14 protein-coding genes are annotated in these 16,341 nt (G+C 71.8%); all 14 read left to right on the top strand.

Features of this window, described 5'->3' with window-relative positions:
* Nucleotides 1-43 precede the first annotated feature (43 nt).
* The 14 genes from pyrR to ACQBAT_RS08860 all read left to right on the top strand — a co-directional run bounded on the left by pyrR (nt 44) and on the right by ACQBAT_RS08860 (nt 16,186).
* Nucleotides 44-652 carry a bifunctional pyr operon transcriptional regulator/uracil phosphoribosyltransferase PyrR gene (gene pyrR, locus ACQBAT_RS08925; protein WP_420747560.1) on the top strand — a complete coding sequence of 203 codons (609 nt, stop codon included), beginning with the start codon at nt 44-46 and terminating at the stop codon, nt 650-652.
* Nucleotides 649-1,581 (top strand): aspartate carbamoyltransferase catalytic subunit, encoded by a 933-nt coding sequence (locus tag ACQBAT_RS08920; protein ID WP_420747559.1) that lies wholly within the window; start codon nt 649-651, stop codon nt 1,579-1,581. The genes pyrR and ACQBAT_RS08920 overlap by 4 nt, the downstream gene beginning before the upstream one ends.
* On the top strand, nt 1,578-2,924 hold the full coding sequence (locus ACQBAT_RS08915; RefSeq protein WP_420747558.1) for a dihydroorotase: 1,347 nt from the start codon (nt 1,578-1,580) through the stop codon (nt 2,922-2,924). The genes ACQBAT_RS08920 and ACQBAT_RS08915 overlap by 4 nt, the downstream gene beginning before the upstream one ends.
* Nucleotides 2,924-4,141 carry a glutamine-hydrolyzing carbamoyl-phosphate synthase small subunit gene (gene carA / locus ACQBAT_RS08910; RefSeq protein WP_420747557.1) on the top strand — a complete coding sequence of 406 codons (1,218 nt, stop codon included), beginning with the start codon at nt 2,924-2,926 and terminating at the stop codon, nt 4,139-4,141. The genes ACQBAT_RS08915 and carA overlap by 1 nt, the downstream gene beginning before the upstream one ends.
* Nucleotides 4,128-7,538, top strand: a complete 3,411-nt coding sequence (gene carB, locus ACQBAT_RS08905; RefSeq protein WP_420747556.1) for a carbamoyl-phosphate synthase large subunit — start codon at nt 4,128-4,130, stop codon at nt 7,536-7,538. Before carA ends, carB begins: the two co-directional genes overlap by 14 nt.
* Nucleotides 7,535-8,341 (top strand): hypothetical protein, encoded by an 807-nt coding sequence (locus ACQBAT_RS08900; RefSeq protein ID WP_420747555.1) that lies wholly within the window; start codon nt 7,535-7,537, stop codon nt 8,339-8,341. Before carB ends, ACQBAT_RS08900 begins: the two co-directional genes overlap by 4 nt.
* Nucleotides 8,338-9,210, top strand: coding sequence for a tRNA-dihydrouridine synthase (locus ACQBAT_RS08895; RefSeq protein WP_420747554.1), 873 nt, complete (start codon nt 8,338-8,340; stop codon nt 9,208-9,210). The genes ACQBAT_RS08900 and ACQBAT_RS08895 overlap by 4 nt, the downstream gene beginning before the upstream one ends.
* Nucleotides 9,211-9,245: 35 nt before the next feature.
* Entirely contained in the window at nt 9,246-10,085 is an 840-nt protein-coding gene (pyrF, locus tag ACQBAT_RS08890; protein WP_420747553.1) for an orotidine-5'-phosphate decarboxylase, read from the top strand.
* A 113-nt stretch (nt 10,086-10,198) separates the two neighbouring features.
* A complete protein-coding gene (gene mihF / locus ACQBAT_RS08885) occupies nt 10,199-10,516 on the top strand; it encodes an integration host factor, actinobacterial type (RefSeq protein ID WP_420747552.1) in 318 nt (105 codons plus the stop codon).
* A 26-nt stretch (nt 10,517-10,542) separates the two neighbouring features.
* A complete protein-coding gene (gmk, locus tag ACQBAT_RS08880) occupies nt 10,543-11,148 on the top strand; it encodes a guanylate kinase (protein WP_420747551.1) in 606 nt (201 codons plus the stop codon).
* A gap of 5 nt (nt 11,149-11,153) precedes the next feature.
* Complete coding sequence (gene rpoZ / locus ACQBAT_RS08875) at nt 11,154-11,417, top strand: DNA-directed RNA polymerase subunit omega (RefSeq protein WP_420747604.1); 264 nt, start codon at nt 11,154-11,156, stop codon at nt 11,415-11,417.
* Nucleotides 11,418-11,431: 14 nt separating this feature from the next.
* The gene (gene coaBC, locus ACQBAT_RS08870) at nt 11,432-12,691 is read left to right on the top strand and encodes a bifunctional phosphopantothenoylcysteine decarboxylase/phosphopantothenate--cysteine ligase CoaBC (RefSeq protein WP_420747550.1); all 1,260 of its coding nucleotides are present in this window, start codon (nt 11,432-11,434) and stop codon (nt 12,689-12,691) included.
* Nucleotides 12,692-12,790: 99 nt separating this feature from the next.
* The gene (metK, locus tag ACQBAT_RS08865) at nt 12,791-14,005 is read left to right on the top strand and encodes a methionine adenosyltransferase (RefSeq protein WP_420747549.1); all 1,215 of its coding nucleotides are present in this window, start codon (nt 12,791-12,793) and stop codon (nt 14,003-14,005) included.
* Nucleotides 14,006-14,191: 186 nt separating this feature from the next.
* Nucleotides 14,192-16,186, top strand: a complete 1,995-nt coding sequence (locus tag ACQBAT_RS08860; RefSeq protein ID WP_420747548.1) for a primosome assembly protein PriA — start codon at nt 14,192-14,194, stop codon at nt 16,184-16,186.
* Nucleotides 16,187-16,341 lie beyond the last annotated feature (155 nt).

Raw genomic sequence — 16,341 nt, 5'->3', positions numbered from 1 at the left:
TTTAACCACCGTCCTGTGAGGCGGGGAAGGAGAGGTGGGCCCGATGAGCCCTGCCCGTCACTCAGATTCCGGGCCGGGGGGTCAGGCACCCCCCGGAGGACGTGAGGTCCTCTCCGGCAACGACATCCACCGCGCACTCAAGCGGATCGCGCACGAGATCCTGGAGGGCAACAAGGGCGCAGACGATCTCGTTCTGCTGGGAATCCCGACCCGCGGCGTGCCGTTGGCCCACCGGCTCGCGACCGCGATCGCCGAGGTGGAAGGCGCGCAGCTGCCCACCGGCTCCCTGGACATCACGATGTATCGCGACGACCTGCGCACCCAGCCCACCCGTGCGTTGGAGAAGATGCACGTGCCCGAGGGCGGGGTGGATGGCAAGGTCGTCGTCCTCGTGGACGACGTCCTCTACTCCGGCCGCACCATCCGTGCCGCGCTCGACAGCCTGGCGGACCTTGGGCGACCTCGCGCCGTCCGGCTCGCCGTCCTCGTGGACCGCGGCCACCGGGACCTGCCGATCCGCGCGGACTACGTCGGTAAGAACCTGCCCACCTCTCGCTCCGAGCGGGTGATGGTCCGACTGGCCGACCAGGACGAGGTCGAGGGTGTGTGGATCGCTGCGGGTGATGAGCGTGCGGGGGAGGGCCAGTCGTGAAGCACCTGCTCTCCATCGCCGACCTGTCCCAGGACGACATCCTGGCGATCCTGGACACCGCAACCTCCATGCACGAGGTGCAGGACCGCGAGGTCAAGAAGCTGCCCACGCTGCGCGGGCGCACCATCATCAACTTCTTCTTCGAGGACTCCACCCGGACCCGCTCCTCCTTCGAGATCGCGGGTAAGTGGATGAGCGCCGACACCATCAACCTCACCGGCAAGGGCACCTCGGTGTCCAAGGGCGAGTCGCTGCGCGACACCGTCTTGACCATCGACGCCATGGGCGTGGACATGATGATCATCCGCCACCCGGCCAGCGGGGCGCCGAAGCAGATCGCCGAGTGGGTGGACTGCTCGATCGTCAACGCGGGCGATGGCACCCACGAGCACCCCAGCCAGGCGCTGCTGGACGCCTACACGATGCGGCGCGAGCTCGGCGAACTGGAAGGCCGCCACGTGGCGATCGTCGGTGACCTCACCCACTCCCGGGTGCTGCGCTCCAACCTGCTCTGCCTGCGCACCCTCGGCGCCCAGGTCACCCTGGTCGCCCCACCGACCCTGATGCCGGCTGGCATCGCCGCCTGGGCGGCTGCAGATGGCTTCGAGATCTCCTACGACCTCGACGCCGTGCTCCCGACGGTGGATGCCGTGATGATGCTGCGCGTCCAGCGCGAGCGGATGAGCGGCGGCTACTTCCCGACGGCCAAGGAGTATGCCGTCACCTACGGACTCACCGCCCGTCGCCTCTCCCTGCTCCAGGACCACGCGGTGATCTGCCACCCCGGCCCGATGAACCGCGGCCTGGAGATCTCCGCGGACGCTGCCGACGCGGCCCGCTCCCTGGTCCTGGGCCAGGTGAGCGCGGGCGTCGCCGTCCGGATGTCGATCCTCTACCACCTGCTCGCCGGCGAAGGAAGCACCTCGTGACCCAGTCGAACCAGCCCATCCCGCCCGTGCTGATCCAGGGCGCCGACCTCCTCGGGGAGGGCGTCCAGGACGTCCTCGTCCGCGACGGGCGGATCGCTGCCGTCGGCTCCGACGCCTCCGGTGACGCGCCAGAGAGCACCCAGCGACTGTCTGCCGACGGCTTGGTCCTGCTGCCTGGCCTGGTCGACCTGCACACCCACCTGCGTGAGCCTGGCCGCGAGGACGCTGAGACGGTCGAGACCGGATCGCAGGCGGCCGCGGTCGGTGGCTTCACCGCGATCCTGGCGATGGCGAACACCAGCCCCGTCACCGACACCTCGGAGGTCGCCGAGACGGTGCTCGACCTGGGCCGCCGTGCCGGGTATGTCGATGTGCACCCGGTCGGTGCTGTCACCAAGGGCCTGGCCGGGGAGGAACTCGCCGAGCTCGGGCTGATGGCGCGCTCCCGCGCCCGGGTTCGGGTCTTCTCCGACGACGGGAAGTGCGTCCACGACGCCCGCCTCATGCGCCGGGCGCTGGAGTACGTCAAGGCCTTCGACGGCGTCATCTCCCAGCACTCCCAAGACCCCCGCCTGGCCGACGGCACCGCCTGCTGCCACGAGGGCGAGCTGTCCGGTCGCCTCGGGCTCCCGGGCTGGCCCTCGGTGGCCGAGGAGACCATCGTGGCGCGCGACGTCATGCTGGCCCGGCATACGGGCTCCCGCGTCCACGTCGCCCACGTCTCCACGGCCGGCTCGGTCGAGGTGATCCGCTGGGCCAAGGCTCAGGGGATCGACGTCACCGCCGAGGTGACACCTCACCACCTGATGCTCACCCAGGACCTGCTCACCGGTTATGACCCCACCTACAAGGTCAACCCGCCGCTGCGACCGGGCGAGGATGCTCAGGCTCTGCGGGAGGCGCTGGCCGACGGCACCATCGACGCCGTGGCGACCGACCACGCCCCGCACGCCCGTCAGGACAAGGAGCACGCCTTCACCGACGCAGCCTTCGGGATGCTCGGCCTGGAGACCGCGCTCCCGGTGGTCTCGACAGTGATGGTGCGCGAAGGTCTGCTGACCTGGGCCGACGTCGCCCGCGTCATGTCCAGCGCACCGGCTCGGATCGCCCGCCTGGACGACCAGGGTCAGGGCATCACCGCCGGCGCTCCGGCGAACCTGACCCTGGTCGATCCGGACCGGGCACAGACGGTCGACCGCACGCTGTCCAAGTCGCTCTCGCGCAACAACCCGTGGCACGGCCTGGAGCTGACCGGCGCGGTGCACCTGACGATGCTGCGGGGACGGGTGACGGCTCGAGAAGGTCTGGTGTGGGGCGATGACGCTGCAGGCGAGGAGTTCTGATGACGACAGCCCATGAGGCCGTCCTGGTCCTGGAGGACGGGCGCACCTTCCGCGGCGAGTCCTACGGTGCGCTCGGTGAGACCTTCGGCGAGGCGGTCTTCGCCACCGCGATGACCGGCTACCAGGAGACGTTTACCGACCCCTCCTACCACCGCCAGGTGATCGTGATGACCGCGCCGCACATCGGCAACACCGGCGTCAACAGCACCGACATGGAGAGCCAGCGCATCTGGGCGGCGGGCGTGGTCGTCCGCGACCCCGCGGTGCGCCCGTCCAACTGGCGTTCGCAGGGCGACCTCGGCGAGGCGCTGCGTGAGGCCGGCGTGGTCGGGATCAGCGGGATCGACACCCGGGCGCTCACCCGCCACCTGCGGGACCGGGGCGCGATGCGCGTCGGGATCTTCTCGGGCGAGGCCGCACGGGCCGACACCGACGAGCTCCGCCAGCGGGTCGTCGATACGCCGCCGATGACCGGCGCCGCGCTCGCCGCCGAGGTCTCCACCACGGAGCCGTATGTGGTTTCTCCCCCCGACGGGCGACCCGCCCGGTTCCGGGTGGCCGCCCTGGACCTCGGGGTCAAGGGGATGACGCCCACCCTGCTCGCCGAGCGGGGGATCGAGGTGCACGTGCTGCCCTCGACCACCACCTTCGAGCAGATCGCCGCGCTCGAGCCGGACGGTGTCTTCTTCTCCAACGGCCCCGGAGACCCGGCCAGCGCCGAGCACGAGGTCGAACTGCTCCGGCAGGTGCTGGAGGCCAAGATTCCCTTCTTCGGGATCTGCTTCGGCAACCAGCTGCTGGCCAGGGCCCTGGGGCTGGACACCTACAAGCTGACCTTCGGGCACCGCGGCATCAACCAGCCGGTCCTGGACCGCACGACCGGCAAGGTCGAGGTGACCAGCCACAATCACGGCTTCGCCGTGCGCTGGCCCGAGGGGGTGCCGACCGATCAGCCGGCGGACACGCCATACGGGCCGGTGCGGTGCTCCCACGTCGCCCTCAATGACGACGTGGTGGAGGGCCTCCAGTGCGAGGACGTGCCGGCCTTCTCGGTGCAGTACCACCCCGAGGCGGCGGCGGGGCCGCACGACGCGGAGTACCTCTTCGACCGCTTCGTCCAGCACCTGAGCAGCTACCAGAACCAGCACGACGAGAACGAGCACGACGAGCACAACGAGCACGAGCAGAACGGGAGGGGCCCCGGTGCCCAAGCGTGAGGACATCCGCAGCGTCCTGGTGATCGGGTCCGGCCCGATCGTCATCGGCCAGGCCGCTGAGTTCGACTACTCCGGGACGCAGGCCTGCCGGGTGCTGCGCGAGGAGGGCGTGCGGGTGGTGCTGGTCAACTCCAATCCCGCCACGATCATGACCGACCCGGGGGTGGCCGATGCCACCTACATCGAGCCGATCACGCCCGAGATCGTCGAGAAGATCATCGCCAAGGAGCGCCCGGACGCCGTCCTGGCCACCCTGGGTGGGCAGACCGCGCTCAACACCGCGATCGCGCTGCACGAGAACGGTGTGCTGGAGCGCTACGGCTGCCCGTTGATCGGTGCCGACGTCCGCGCGATCCAGCTCGGCGAGGACCGCCAGTTGTTCAAGGAGGTCGTCACCCGCTGCGGCGCCGAGAGCGCCCGCTCGGCGATCTGCCACTCGATGGAGGAGGTGCTGGCCGCGGCCGAGGACCTCGGCTACCCGGTCGTCGTGCGCCCTTCCTTCACCATGGGTGGCCTGGGCTCCGGCTTCGCCTTCGACGAGGAGTCGCTGCGGCGGATCGCCGGCGCCGGGCTGCAGGACAGCCCGACCACCGAGGTGCTCCTGGAGGAGTCGATCATCGGCTGGAAGGAGTACGAGCTGGAGATCATGCGCGACCACGCCGACAACGTGGTCGTCGTCTGCTCCATCGAGAACCTCGACCCGATGGGCGTGCACACGGGTGACTCGATCACGGTGGCGCCCGCGCTGACCCTCACGGACCGAGAGTTTCAGCGGCTGCGCGACATCGGCATCGCGGTCATCCGCGAGGTCGGGGTGGACACCGGCGGCTGCAACATCCAGTTCGCGGTCAACCCTGAGGACGGGCGGGTGATCGTCATCGAGATGAACCCGCGCGTGTCCCGGTCCTCGGCGCTGGCCTCCAAGGCCACCGGCTTCCCGATCGCCAAGATCGCTGCCAAGATGGCGCTGGGCTACACCCTGGACGAGGTGCCCAACGACATCACCTCGCCCCTCAAGGAGCGCCCTGTCCCCGGTCAGGATCTCGCGGACGGGGAGACTTTCTACTCCGCCGCCTTCGAGCCCACCCTCGACTACGTCGTGGTCAAGGTGCCCCGGTTCGCCTTCGAGAAGTTCCCGCTCGCCGACCCCACCCTGACGACCACCATGAAGTCGGTGGGTGAGGCGATGGCGCTGGGACGCAACTTTACCGAGGCCCTGCAGAAGGCGTTGCGCTCCACCGAGCGCTCGGGCAGTTCCTTCCACTGGCGCGAGGAGGAGACGCCGACGCGGGAGATGGCCCTCGCCCTGCTCGACCAGGCTCGAACCCCGACCGATGGGCGCCTCGTCCTGGTCCAGCAGGCCCTGCGCGGCGGCTGCACCGTCGAGGAGGTGCACGACGCGACCGGGATCGACCCGTGGTTCCTGGACCAGATCGCCGTCCTCAATGAGGTGGCCGCCGAGATCCGCCAGCAGGCGGGCAGGCACTCCCACCAGGGCGTGCTGACCCCCGAGTTGCTCCGCCGCGCCAAGCGCCACGGCTTCTCCGACGCCCAGGTGGCCGAGCTCACCGGGATGTCCGAGGCCGTCGTGCGTGGCCTGCGCCACGCCCTCGGCGTGCGGCCGGTCTACAAGACGGTCGACACCTGCGCCGGCGAGTTCGCCGCGCTCACGCCCTACCACTACTCCTCCTACGACGAGGAGACCGAGGTCGCGCCGCGCGAGCGTCCGGCCGTCATCATCCTGGGCTCCGGACCCAACCGGATCGGCCAGGGCATCGAGTTCGACTACTCCTGCGTGCACGCCTCGCTCACGCTGCGGGAGAACGGCTTCGACACCGTGATGGTCAACTGCAACCCGGAGACGGTCTCCACCGACTACGACACCTCCAGCCGCCTCTACTTCGAACCGCTCACCCTCGAGGACGTCCTCGAGGTCGTGCACGCCGAGCGTCAGGCTGGGCCGCTGGCCGGCGTGATCGTCCAGCTCGGCGGCCAGACCCCGCTCGGGCTGGCGGCGGCGCTCAAGGCGGAGGGTGTGCCGATCGTCGGTACCTCCCCGGAGGCGATCGACCTCGCCGAGGACCGTGGCCACTTCGGCCGGGTGCTCAGCGAGACAGGTCTGGTCGCGCCCCGGCATGGCACGGCCTACACCGTCGAGGACGCGCTGACGGTCGCCCACGAGATCGGTTACCCGGTCCTGGTCCGCCCGTCCTACGTGCTCGGCGGCCGCGGCATGGAGATCGTCTACGACGACGAATCGCTCGCCGCCTATGTCGACCGCGCCACGCGCGCGGCCGAGGGCGACACCCCGCACCCTGTGCTCGTGGACCGCTTCCTGGACACGGCGGTCGAGATCGACGTGGACGCGCTCTACGACGGCGTCGACCTCTACCTCGGCGGGATCATGGAGCACATCGAGGAGGCCGGGATCCACTCCGGCGACTCGGCCTGCGTCATGCCGCCCTTCACCCTCGGACGCTCGGAGCTGGAGGAGGTGCGCGAGGCCACCCGCCGGCTCGCCGAGGCGATCGGGGTGCGCGGGCTGCTCAACGTGCAGTTCGCGCTCTCCCAGGACGTGCTCTACGTGCTCGAGGCCAACCCTCGCGCCAGCCGCACCGTGCCCTTCGTGGCCAAGGCGACCGGCGTCCCGCTGGCGGCCGCCGCCGCGCGGGTCATGCTCGGCAGCACTATCGCCGAGCTGCGCGAGGAGGGGGTGCTGCCCGCCGAGGTGGACGGTGGCTCGCTGCCGGCCGACGCGCCGTTCGCGGTCAAGGAGGCGATCCTGCCCTTCCGCCGGTTCCGCACCCAGACCGGGCAGGCGATCGACTCGATCCTGGGGCCGGAGATGCGCTCGACCGGCGAGGTGATGGGCATCGACGCCTCCTTCGGGGCCGCCTTCGCCAAGAGCCAGTTGCGCGCCGGCGGCGGCCTGCCGACCGGCGGCACGGTCTTCGTCTCCGTCGCCAACCGCGACAAGCGCTCGATGATCTTCCCGGTCAAGCGTCTGGTCGACCTCGGGTTCACCGTGATGGCGACCGAGGGCACCGCAGACGTGCTGCACCGCAACGGGATCGACGCCGAGGTGGTCCGCAAGCTCAGCGCTGGCCCTGGCCAGGACGGCACCGACCGCACGGTGGTCGACCAGATCGCCGCGGGCGAGGTGGACATGGTCATCAACACGCCCTCCGGCCGCGACGCGCGGGCCGACGGCTACGCCATCCGGGCCGCCACCACCTCCCTCGACAAGCCGATCATCACCACCGTGCAGCAGTTGGCGGTGGCGGTGCTCGGCATCGAGGCGATGCGCGAGGGCGACCTCCGGGTGGCTTCGCTGCAGGAGCACTCGGCGGCCCTGGACCTCTACGGCCGCGAGGCGGACGGGTCGCGCCGGGCGTGAGCACCCCCTCGGCCACGTCCACCGCGCCCGTTCGCGGCGAGGCGGTCGTCACGGCCGTCCGCGCGGCCGGCGTGCACGACGTGGTCAGCCTCCGCGTCCCCGACCCACGACCGTGGGTCCGGGGTCGGCCCGGCCAACTCGTCGTGCGTCCTGGTGACCCGGCCTCCGGGTCTGTGCTGCCTGAGGTGCACTGGCTGGCCGGCGTCCACACCGACCCGCTGCACGGCACCTCGGTCGAGCTGCTCCTCCCTGCCGCACGCGGGACGTCGCCGGGGGAGGTCTGGCGGCTGCTCGGCCCGCTGGGCCGTGGCTTCTCCGCGCCCGCGCAGCCGGTCTCGGTGGTGGTCGTGGGGCACGAGTCCGGTGCGATCCCGCTGCGCTGGTTGGTCGAGCTGCTCCGCGAGCGTGGCTGCCCGGTCCACGTGCTGCTCAGTGCCTCAGACCCCGAGCTGCACCTCGACCTCGTGCACCTGCGCCGCCACGCCCGGACGGTCGTGCTCAGCCTCCCCGAGGATGTCGGGGCGGCACTTGAGCGACTGCTCGACGACGCGTCGGTCGACCCCGCCGTCCTGTATGCCGCAGCCCCCGTCCCCCTGCTCCGCACCGTCGTCTCTGCTGCAGCCGGGCGAGGCCTGGCCTCCCGGGTGGCTGCCCTGGACCTGGCCGCGGACGTGGTGTGTGGGACCGGTCTGTGCGGCGCCTGCGATCTGGAGCTGCACGACGGCGCCCGGTCCGCGGTGGTCCGCCCCTGCCTCGAGGGCCCGGTGCTCCCCGGAGAGTGGTTGCGGGAGCCCCAGCCGTGAGGACGCTGCCGCCCATCTGGCTCGGCCCCGGGGCGATCACCGACCCGCGCGCGCTGGCCCGGTTCGGTGACCTGGTCGATGTCCCCCTTCCGGTCGGACCCGTCGAGGCGGGCTCCCGCCGGTCAAGGCCGGGACGCACGACGGTGCACGGAATCGGCGTCGGCGGGATCGACCACGACGACTGCCGGTCGGTCGGGGTCCCGGTGGCCGAGGACCTGCTGGCCTGGGCGGGCACCCGCGGGCTCACGGTGTGCGTCGGGCTGCGCGGCGCCTCCACCGGTGACCTGGCCGCCGTGCTCGACCGCCTGCGACGCAGCCCGCACGGCGATGCCCTCGCCGCCGTCGAGGTGGACCTGCGGATGGCGGACGACCAGTGGGCGCTGCGCTGCATGGCGCGCGTGCGGGAGTCCTCGCCCCGGCACCACCTGCTGCTGGCGCGCCTCGGGATCGCTGCCCCGGATCTCGTCAGCCGGGCCCGCGCGGCCGTCGCCGGTGGGGCCACGGCCATTGTCGTCGACGGTGCGGTGCCGCTCGGCTCCGGACGATGGTGGTCGGGTCCTGCGACGGCCGCGCACACGCGCGCCGGGCTGCGAGCCTTGCGCGCCGCGGCCGCTGAGCAGCGATGGCCGGGAGCGCCGCTCATCGCCGCCGGCGGGATCCACGATCCAGCCAGCGCCCGGGCCGCGCTGGACGACGGTGCGTCCGCCGTCCAGCTCGGTAGCGCGCTGTGGGCCGACCCGACCCTGCTCTGGGAGATCCGGGACACCGTCCGCGAGCACCTCGCGGCGCACTTCGGGGGACGGACAGACCGAGCCGGGACACGGCATACAGGGACGGGCGCCGCGCGCGAGACACGGGTCCCGGGATGACCACCGCCAAGAACACAACGCACGAGGAGAACCCCATGACAGACCACTTCGGGCGACGGCTGGCTGCCGCGATGGACTCGACCGGCCCGCTGTGCGTGGGCCTGGACCCGCACCCGCACCTGCTCGCGGACTGGGGCCTGAGCGATGACGCGGACGGACTGCGCACCTTCAGCCTGACTGTGCTGGACGCGGTCGCCGAGCGGTGTTCGGCGATCAAGCCGCAGTCCGCCTTCTACGAGCGGCACGGTGCCGGGGGCATCGCTGTCCTGGAGGAGGTGCTCGCCGGCTGCGCCGAGCGCGGTCTGCTCTCCGTGCTCGACGCCAAGCGCGGCGACATCGGCTCGACCATGGCCGGTTACGCGCAGGCCTACCTGGCCGACGGTGCGCCGCTCGCCGCCGACTCGATCACCGTGAGCCCCTACCTGGGGTATGGCGCTCTCCGCCCGGCCATCGACCTCGCCCGGGCGGACGGCCGGGGGCTGTGGGTCCTCGGGCTGACCTCCAACCCCGAGGGCGAATCTGTCCAACGCGTGGGGCAGCCGAGCGTAGCCGCGCGAGTGATGGCCCAGGTGGGAGAGGACAACGCCGGTCTCGAACCCTTCGGGGACATCGGCCTGGTGGTCGGCGCGACCTTGAGCGCTCCGCCAGCCGAGCTGGGGGTCGACCTGCCCGGCAGCGGCGCCCCGATCCTGGCGCCCGGGGTGGGTGCCCAGGGAGCAGGCCCGCAGGACGTGGCACGCACCTTCGCCGGCCTCACCGAGCGGGTGCTGGTCCCGATCAGCCGGGGGGTCCTGGGGGAGGGGCCGGACCCGGTCGCGCTCCGGGAGGCGACCACGCGCTGGCGCGAGTTGTTGGCGGCGGCCTTGCGCCCCTGACCTCGGGCGGGTGACCTCACGCGCTGGGGTTGGCAGAGCCGGTCCACAGTCGATAGGTTCGGCGTGCAGCGGGCCGCTCAGGCCCGCGGACGCCCAGACCGAGGAGTTGTGTCGTGGCCCTTCCCCAGCTGACGCCGGAGCAACGCGCCGAGGCGCTCGCCAAGGCCGCCGCCGCGCGCCGTGAGCGCGCGGCGGTGAAGAACCGTCTGAAGAACGCCCAGGGCTCCCTCAAGGACGTCATCAACGAGGGGCGCAGCAACGACGTCATCGGCAAGATGAAGGTCTCCGCGCTGCTGGAGTCGATGCCCGGCGTGGGCCGGGTCCGGGCCCGTCAGGTGATGGAGGAGATCGGGATCTCCGAGAGCCGGCGCGTGCGCGGGCTGGGCGCCAACCAGATCGCCCAGCTGCTCGAGCGCTTCGGCGAGCGCTGAGCGCCCGCCCAGCCCACAACCACCCGGTGCCCGACACGACCGCCACGCCCGTGCCACCGGGCGGTCGTCGACTCGTCGTGCTGGCCGGACCGACCGCGGTGGGCAAGGGCACGGTCGCGGCCTACGTCCGCGAGCACCACCCCGAGGTCTGGCTGTCCGTCTCGGCTACCACCCGTCCGCCACGACCGGGTGAGGTCGATGGCCAGCACTACTGGTTCGTCGACGACGAGGAGTTCGCCCGGCTCGAGGACGAGGGTCTGCTGCTCGAGTCCGCGGTCGTCCACGGCCGCGCGTGCTACGGCACGCCGCGCGCTCCGGTCGAGGAGGCGCTGGCCCAGGACCGCCCCGCGATGCTGGAGATCGATCTCCAGGGAGCCCGCCAGGTCCGGGCCGCGATGCCGGACGCGCTCTTCGTCTTCCTGGCCCCGCCGTCCTGGGAGGAGTTGGTCCACCGACTGGTCGGTCGGGGGACCGAGACCGAGGAGGAGCGGGAGGTCCGGCTCGCCACCGCGCGCACCGAACTGGCCGCCGTCCAGGAGTTCGACGTGACCATCGTGAACGACGATGTCGCCCGGGCGGCCGAAGAACTCGTATCATTGATGGTTGACCCCAACGCTGCAAAGGATTCGTGACGACTGTGACCGGCACCATCGCCCACCCGGACGGCATCACCAACCCGCCGATCGACTCTCTGCTCGAGCGCGCGGACAGCAAGTACGCCCTGGTGATCTACGCCGCCAAGCGCGCCCGGCAGATCAACGCCTACTACGCCCAGCTCTCCGAGGGCCTGCTCGAGTACGTCGGCCCGCTCGTCGAGGCCGACGCCACCGACAAGGCGCTCTCGATCGCCCTGCACGAGATCGACCAGGGCAAGCTGCAGATCAGCGCCCCCGAGAACTGACCGGCGGTCGCGGCATGCGCGTGGTCCTCGGTGTCTCTGGCGGCATCGCCGCCTACAAGGCCGCGCTCGTGCTGCGGCTGCTCACCGAGGCGGGCCACGAGGTGACGGTCGTGCCGACCGCTGCCGCTCTCCGGTTCGTCGGCGCCCCGACCTGGGAGGCGCTCAGCGGGCGACCCGTCACCTCCGAGGTGTGGGACGAGGTCCCCTCCGTCAACCATGTCCGGCTCGGCCAGGAGGCCGATCTGGTGCTGGTCGCCCCGGCGACGGCCGACCTGCTCGCGCGGGCCGCGCACGGGCTCGCCAACGACCTGCTCACCAACACCCTGCTCACCGCCCGCTGCCCGGTGGTGCTCGCACCGGCGATGCACACCGAGATGTGGACGCACGCCGCCACCGTCGCCAACGTCGCCCTGCTGCGCGAGCGTGGGGTGACCGTGATCGACCCGGCCTCCGGGCGGTTGACGGGCAAGGACTCCGGCCCGGGGCGCCTTCCTGAGCCGGAGGAGATCGTGGCTGCGGCGCTGGCAGCGGCAGGTGGCTCCGACGATGCGGTCGGCTCCGGGGCGCAGGGACGGCTCACCGGCCGGCATGTGGTCATCACCGCGGGTGGGACCCGCGAGCCGCTCGACCCCGTCCGCTTCCTGGGCAACCGGTCCTCCGGCAAGCAGGGGTATGCCGTGGCGGCGGCCGCCGCAGAGCGTGGCGCCCGGGTGACGCTGATCTCGGCCAACGTGGCCCTGCCGAGGCCGCCCGGGTGCGAGGTCGTGGAGGTCGGGTCCGCGCTCGAACTGCAGGAAGCGGTGCACGATGCGCTCGCTGAGGGGCAGCACCCCGTCGACGTCGTCGTCATGACGGCGGCGGTGGCGGACTTTCGACCCGCGCACTACACCGAGTCCAAGATCAAGAAGACCCACGGCGAGGGCGACGAGAGCGCGCCGGTCGTGGAACTGGTGCGCAATCCCGACATCCTCGCCGGGCTGGTGCGCGAGCGGGGGAGCCAGGACTCGCCATACATCGTCGGCTTCGCCGCCGAGACCGGTGACGACACCGGGGATGTGCTGCACCATGCGCGAGCCAAGCTGAAGCGCAAGGGGTGCGACCTGCTCGTGGCCAACGAGGTGGGGGCGGACAAGACCTTCGGGCAGGACACGAGCACGGTGCATCTGCTGCGCCCGGGGAGCGAGGACGTCGTGACGATCGGGCCGGCAGGCAAGGACGTCATCGCCGCCGGCCTCTGGGATGCCGTGGCGCCCGCGCTGCCAGATCGCGCCTGACGAACTGTCCACAGCCGAACGCCTCCTCAGCAGGTGTGTCGGCGCGCCACCGTAGACTGCCCACGTCAGTCAGCAGCCGCTGCAGCATCGAGGAGAGCCATGACCCGTCTGTTCACGTCCGAGTCCGTCACCGAGGGTCACCCCGACAAGATCTGTGACCAGATCAGCGACGGCATCCTCGATGAGCTGCTCCGCCAGGACGCCCAGTCCCGGGTCGCGGTCGAGACCATGGTGACCACCGGCCTGGTGCACGTGGCGGGTGAGGTCCGCACCCAGGGCTATGCCGACGTGGCCCGCATCGTCCGCGAGACGATCCTGGGCATCGGTTACGACAACTCGCACAAGGGCTTTGACGGCCGCACGTGCGGGGTCGAGGTCTCCATCGGTGAGCAGTCTCAGGAGATCGCGGTCGGCGTCGACACGGCGATGGCGGCGCGGGAGGACAGCGAGGCCGACGACTACGCACTCCAGGGCGCGGGTGACCAGGGCCTGATGTTCGGTTACGCCTGCGACGACACCCCCGAGCTGATGCCGCTGCCGATCTACCTCGCCCACCGGCTGGCCGAGCGGCTGTCCGCGGTGCGCAAGAGCGGTGAGCTGGACTACCTCCGCCCCGACGGCAAGACCCAGGTCACGATCGCCTATGACGGGGATCGAGCCGTGCGCCTGGACACCGTGGTGCTCTCCACCCAGCACGCCCCCGGCATCTCGCTGCCCGACCAGTTGGAGCCGGACATCCGCGAGCGCGTCATCACCCCGGTGCTCAACGAGGCGCGCGAGGCCGGCCTTGAGCTGGGCACCGACGGCTACCGGATGCTGGTCAACCCCACCGGCATCTTCACCATCGGCGGACCGATGGGGGACGCCGGCCTCACTGGCCGCAAGATCATCGTCGACACCTACGGCGGCATGGCCCGCCACGGCGGCGGTGCCTTCTCCGGCAAGGATCCGTCCAAGGTGGACCGTTCCGCCGCGTATGCCGTGCGGTGGGTCGCCAAGCATGTCGTCGCCGCCGGCCTCGCCCGCCGCTGCGAGATCCAGGTCGCCTACGCGATCGGCACCGCGGAGCCGGTCGGGTTGTATGTCGAGACTTTCGGCACCGAGACCGTCGCCGTCGACCAGATCCAGGACGCCATCACGCGGGTCTTCGACCTGCGCCCGGCCGCGATCGTGGCCGAGCTGGACCTGCTTCGTCCGATCTACGCCCCGACCGCCGCCTACGGCCACTTCGGCCGGACGTCGGCGCCAGGCGTCGACAAGGCTTTCACCTGGGAGCAGCTGGAGCGGGTCGAGGCGCTGCGCGCGGCGGTCTGATCAGCCGTGCCGGTGGGGGAGCCGCCTGCGGGGCCATCGCCCCAGGCCGAGCAGCTGGAGCTGGTGTCACCCGATGCCGGGCCTGGTGCAGAGGCAGCGGGTCAGGGCGCGGGGCGCGCTGGAGGAGGTGCGCGGCGCTCACGCCGTGGACCGGCCGCCGAGCGACCGGTCGCCACGGTCAACCCGGTGGCGCTGGTCGCCGTCGACACACCGTTGGCGCACCTGGATCGACCCTTTGAGTACCTCGTCCCCGAGGAGTTGGCCGCGCAGGCCCGACCAGGGGTCCGAGTGCGGGTGCGCTTCTCCGGTCGGGACCACGACGGCTTCATCCTGGGTCGCGCCGCGGTGGCCGAGCACACCGGTCGGCTGGCGCTGCTGCGGTCGGTGGTCAGCGCTGAGCCAGTCCTGACGCCACAGGTGCTCGCCGCGGCCAAGGAGGTGGCGGCGCATTACGGTGGCACGCTGGCCGACGTGCTCCGGCTCGCCGTACCGCCGCGACACGCTCGCGCGGAAAAGGGGGTCCCTCCGGCCGACAGCGGGGACGAGGTGGGGACCGCAGGGTCGGGCCCCGAGACGAGTTCCAGGAGCAGCCAAAGTGCCACCGGCTCGGGCCCGTCGGCCTGGGACAGCCAGGTGGCCGGCCCGGCCTTCCTGCGGCGCATCGAGGCGGGGGAGGCACCAGCCGCCGCCTGGTGCGCCCTCCCGGCGCGGCCGCCGGAGCTGGACTGGCCGACGGCCATCGCCGAGGCGGTGGCCGCGACCCGCCGATCCGGCCGTGGCGCCGTCGTCGTGGTCCCCGACCATCGCGACGTCGACCGGGTGGTCCACGCCATTGAGCTGGTCCTCGGCGCGGACAGTTGCGTTCGTCTGACGGCCGACCAGGGGCCCGAGGCTCGCTACCGCGCCTTCGTGCAGCTGCTGCGTGGACACGTTCGGGTCGCGGTGGGCACCCGGTCCGCGGCGTGGGCCCCGGTCCGCGACGCCGGATTGTTCGTCTGCTGGGACGACGGCGATGACGTGCTCGCCGAGCCGCGATCGCCCTACCCACAGACGCGCCACGTACTGCGGACCAGGTCGCGCATCGAGTCCGCCGCCCTGCTGATGGGGGGCTTCGTGCGCACCGTCGAGGTGCAGGCCTGGGTGGCCGAGGGAGTGCTCGCCGAGATGAGGGTGGAGCCCCGCGCCCTGCGCGCTGCGGCGCCACGGGTCGTGGTCGCGGGTGAGGGGCACCAGGAGGCGCGGGACGCGGCGGCCCGCAGCGCCAGGGTGCCGTCCACGGCGTGGCGTGCCCTGCGGTCGGGTCTGGTGGACGGTCCCGTCCTGGTGCAGGTGCCCAGGCGTGGGTATGTCGTATCCCTCGCCTGCCAGGACTGCCGCGCACCGGTGCGCTGCCTGAGCTGTGGCGGGCCGGTGGGGTTGGCCGGCGGAGACCAGGCGCCGGCGTGTCGGTGGTGCGGCGGCACGCCGCCACCGTCCCGGGAGTGCTCCGCCTGCGGCTCCACCCGGTTGCGTGCCTCGTCCGTGGGTGCCTCCCGCACCGCCGAGGAACTGGGGCGAGCCTTCCCGGGAGTCACGGTGCGCAGCTCCGGCGGAGGACAGGTGCTGGCTGCAGTCGGGGCTGACCCCGCGCTCGTGGTCGCCACGCCAGGTGCGGAGCCGGTGGCGGAGGGGGGATACCGGGCCGTGGTCCTGCTGGACGGGTGGCAACTCCTGGACAGGGCGAGTCTGGACGCGGCGATCGAGAGTCTGCGCAGATGGACCGCGGCGAGCGCCCTGGCCCAGCACGGCGCACCGGTGGTGCTCTGCGGGGTGCCTCCCCACGGGTCCGTGCCAGCGGTCGAAGCCTTCGTCCGCTGGGACCCGACCGGTCTGGCGGTGCGGGAATTGGCCGACCGCTCCGAGCTGGGGCTACCGCCGGTGGGTCGGCACGCCTCCCTGCGGGGTGCCCCGGCGGCCGTCACGCAGCTGCTGGCAGAGCTGGGCGAGGCCGGGCACCTCCCGCTGGGTGACGCCGCCCCGGCCGTGCGGAGCTCGGAACGCGATGAGGCCCGCGCCCTGGTCCGCCAGGGGACTGGCCTAGACCTCGCCAAGGACCTGCACGACGCGCGTGCGCGGCGCTCGGTGCGTCGCAGCGAGGACAGTCTCCGGGTGCAGGTGGACCCTGCCGATCTGGGCGGCTGAGCAGCGAATTCAGCCAGCGTTCAGGTTGACGAGCGCGGAAGTCTCAAAAGGGTAACGATCCGGTGACTGAGTGGACACTTCGCTAGACCGAGGGTCGGTCGCCTGTTTAAGTTCGATGCGCAACCCCCGGGTTCGGTGCTGACCCAGGGTCGTGA

The sequence above is a fragment of the Ornithinimicrobium pulveris genome, assembly GCF_050261105.1.
In the GTDB taxonomy this organism is placed as follows: domain Bacteria; phylum Actinomycetota; class Actinomycetes; order Actinomycetales; family Dermatophilaceae; genus Ornithinicoccus.
This window is presented reverse-complemented; position numbering and strand designations above follow the sequence as displayed.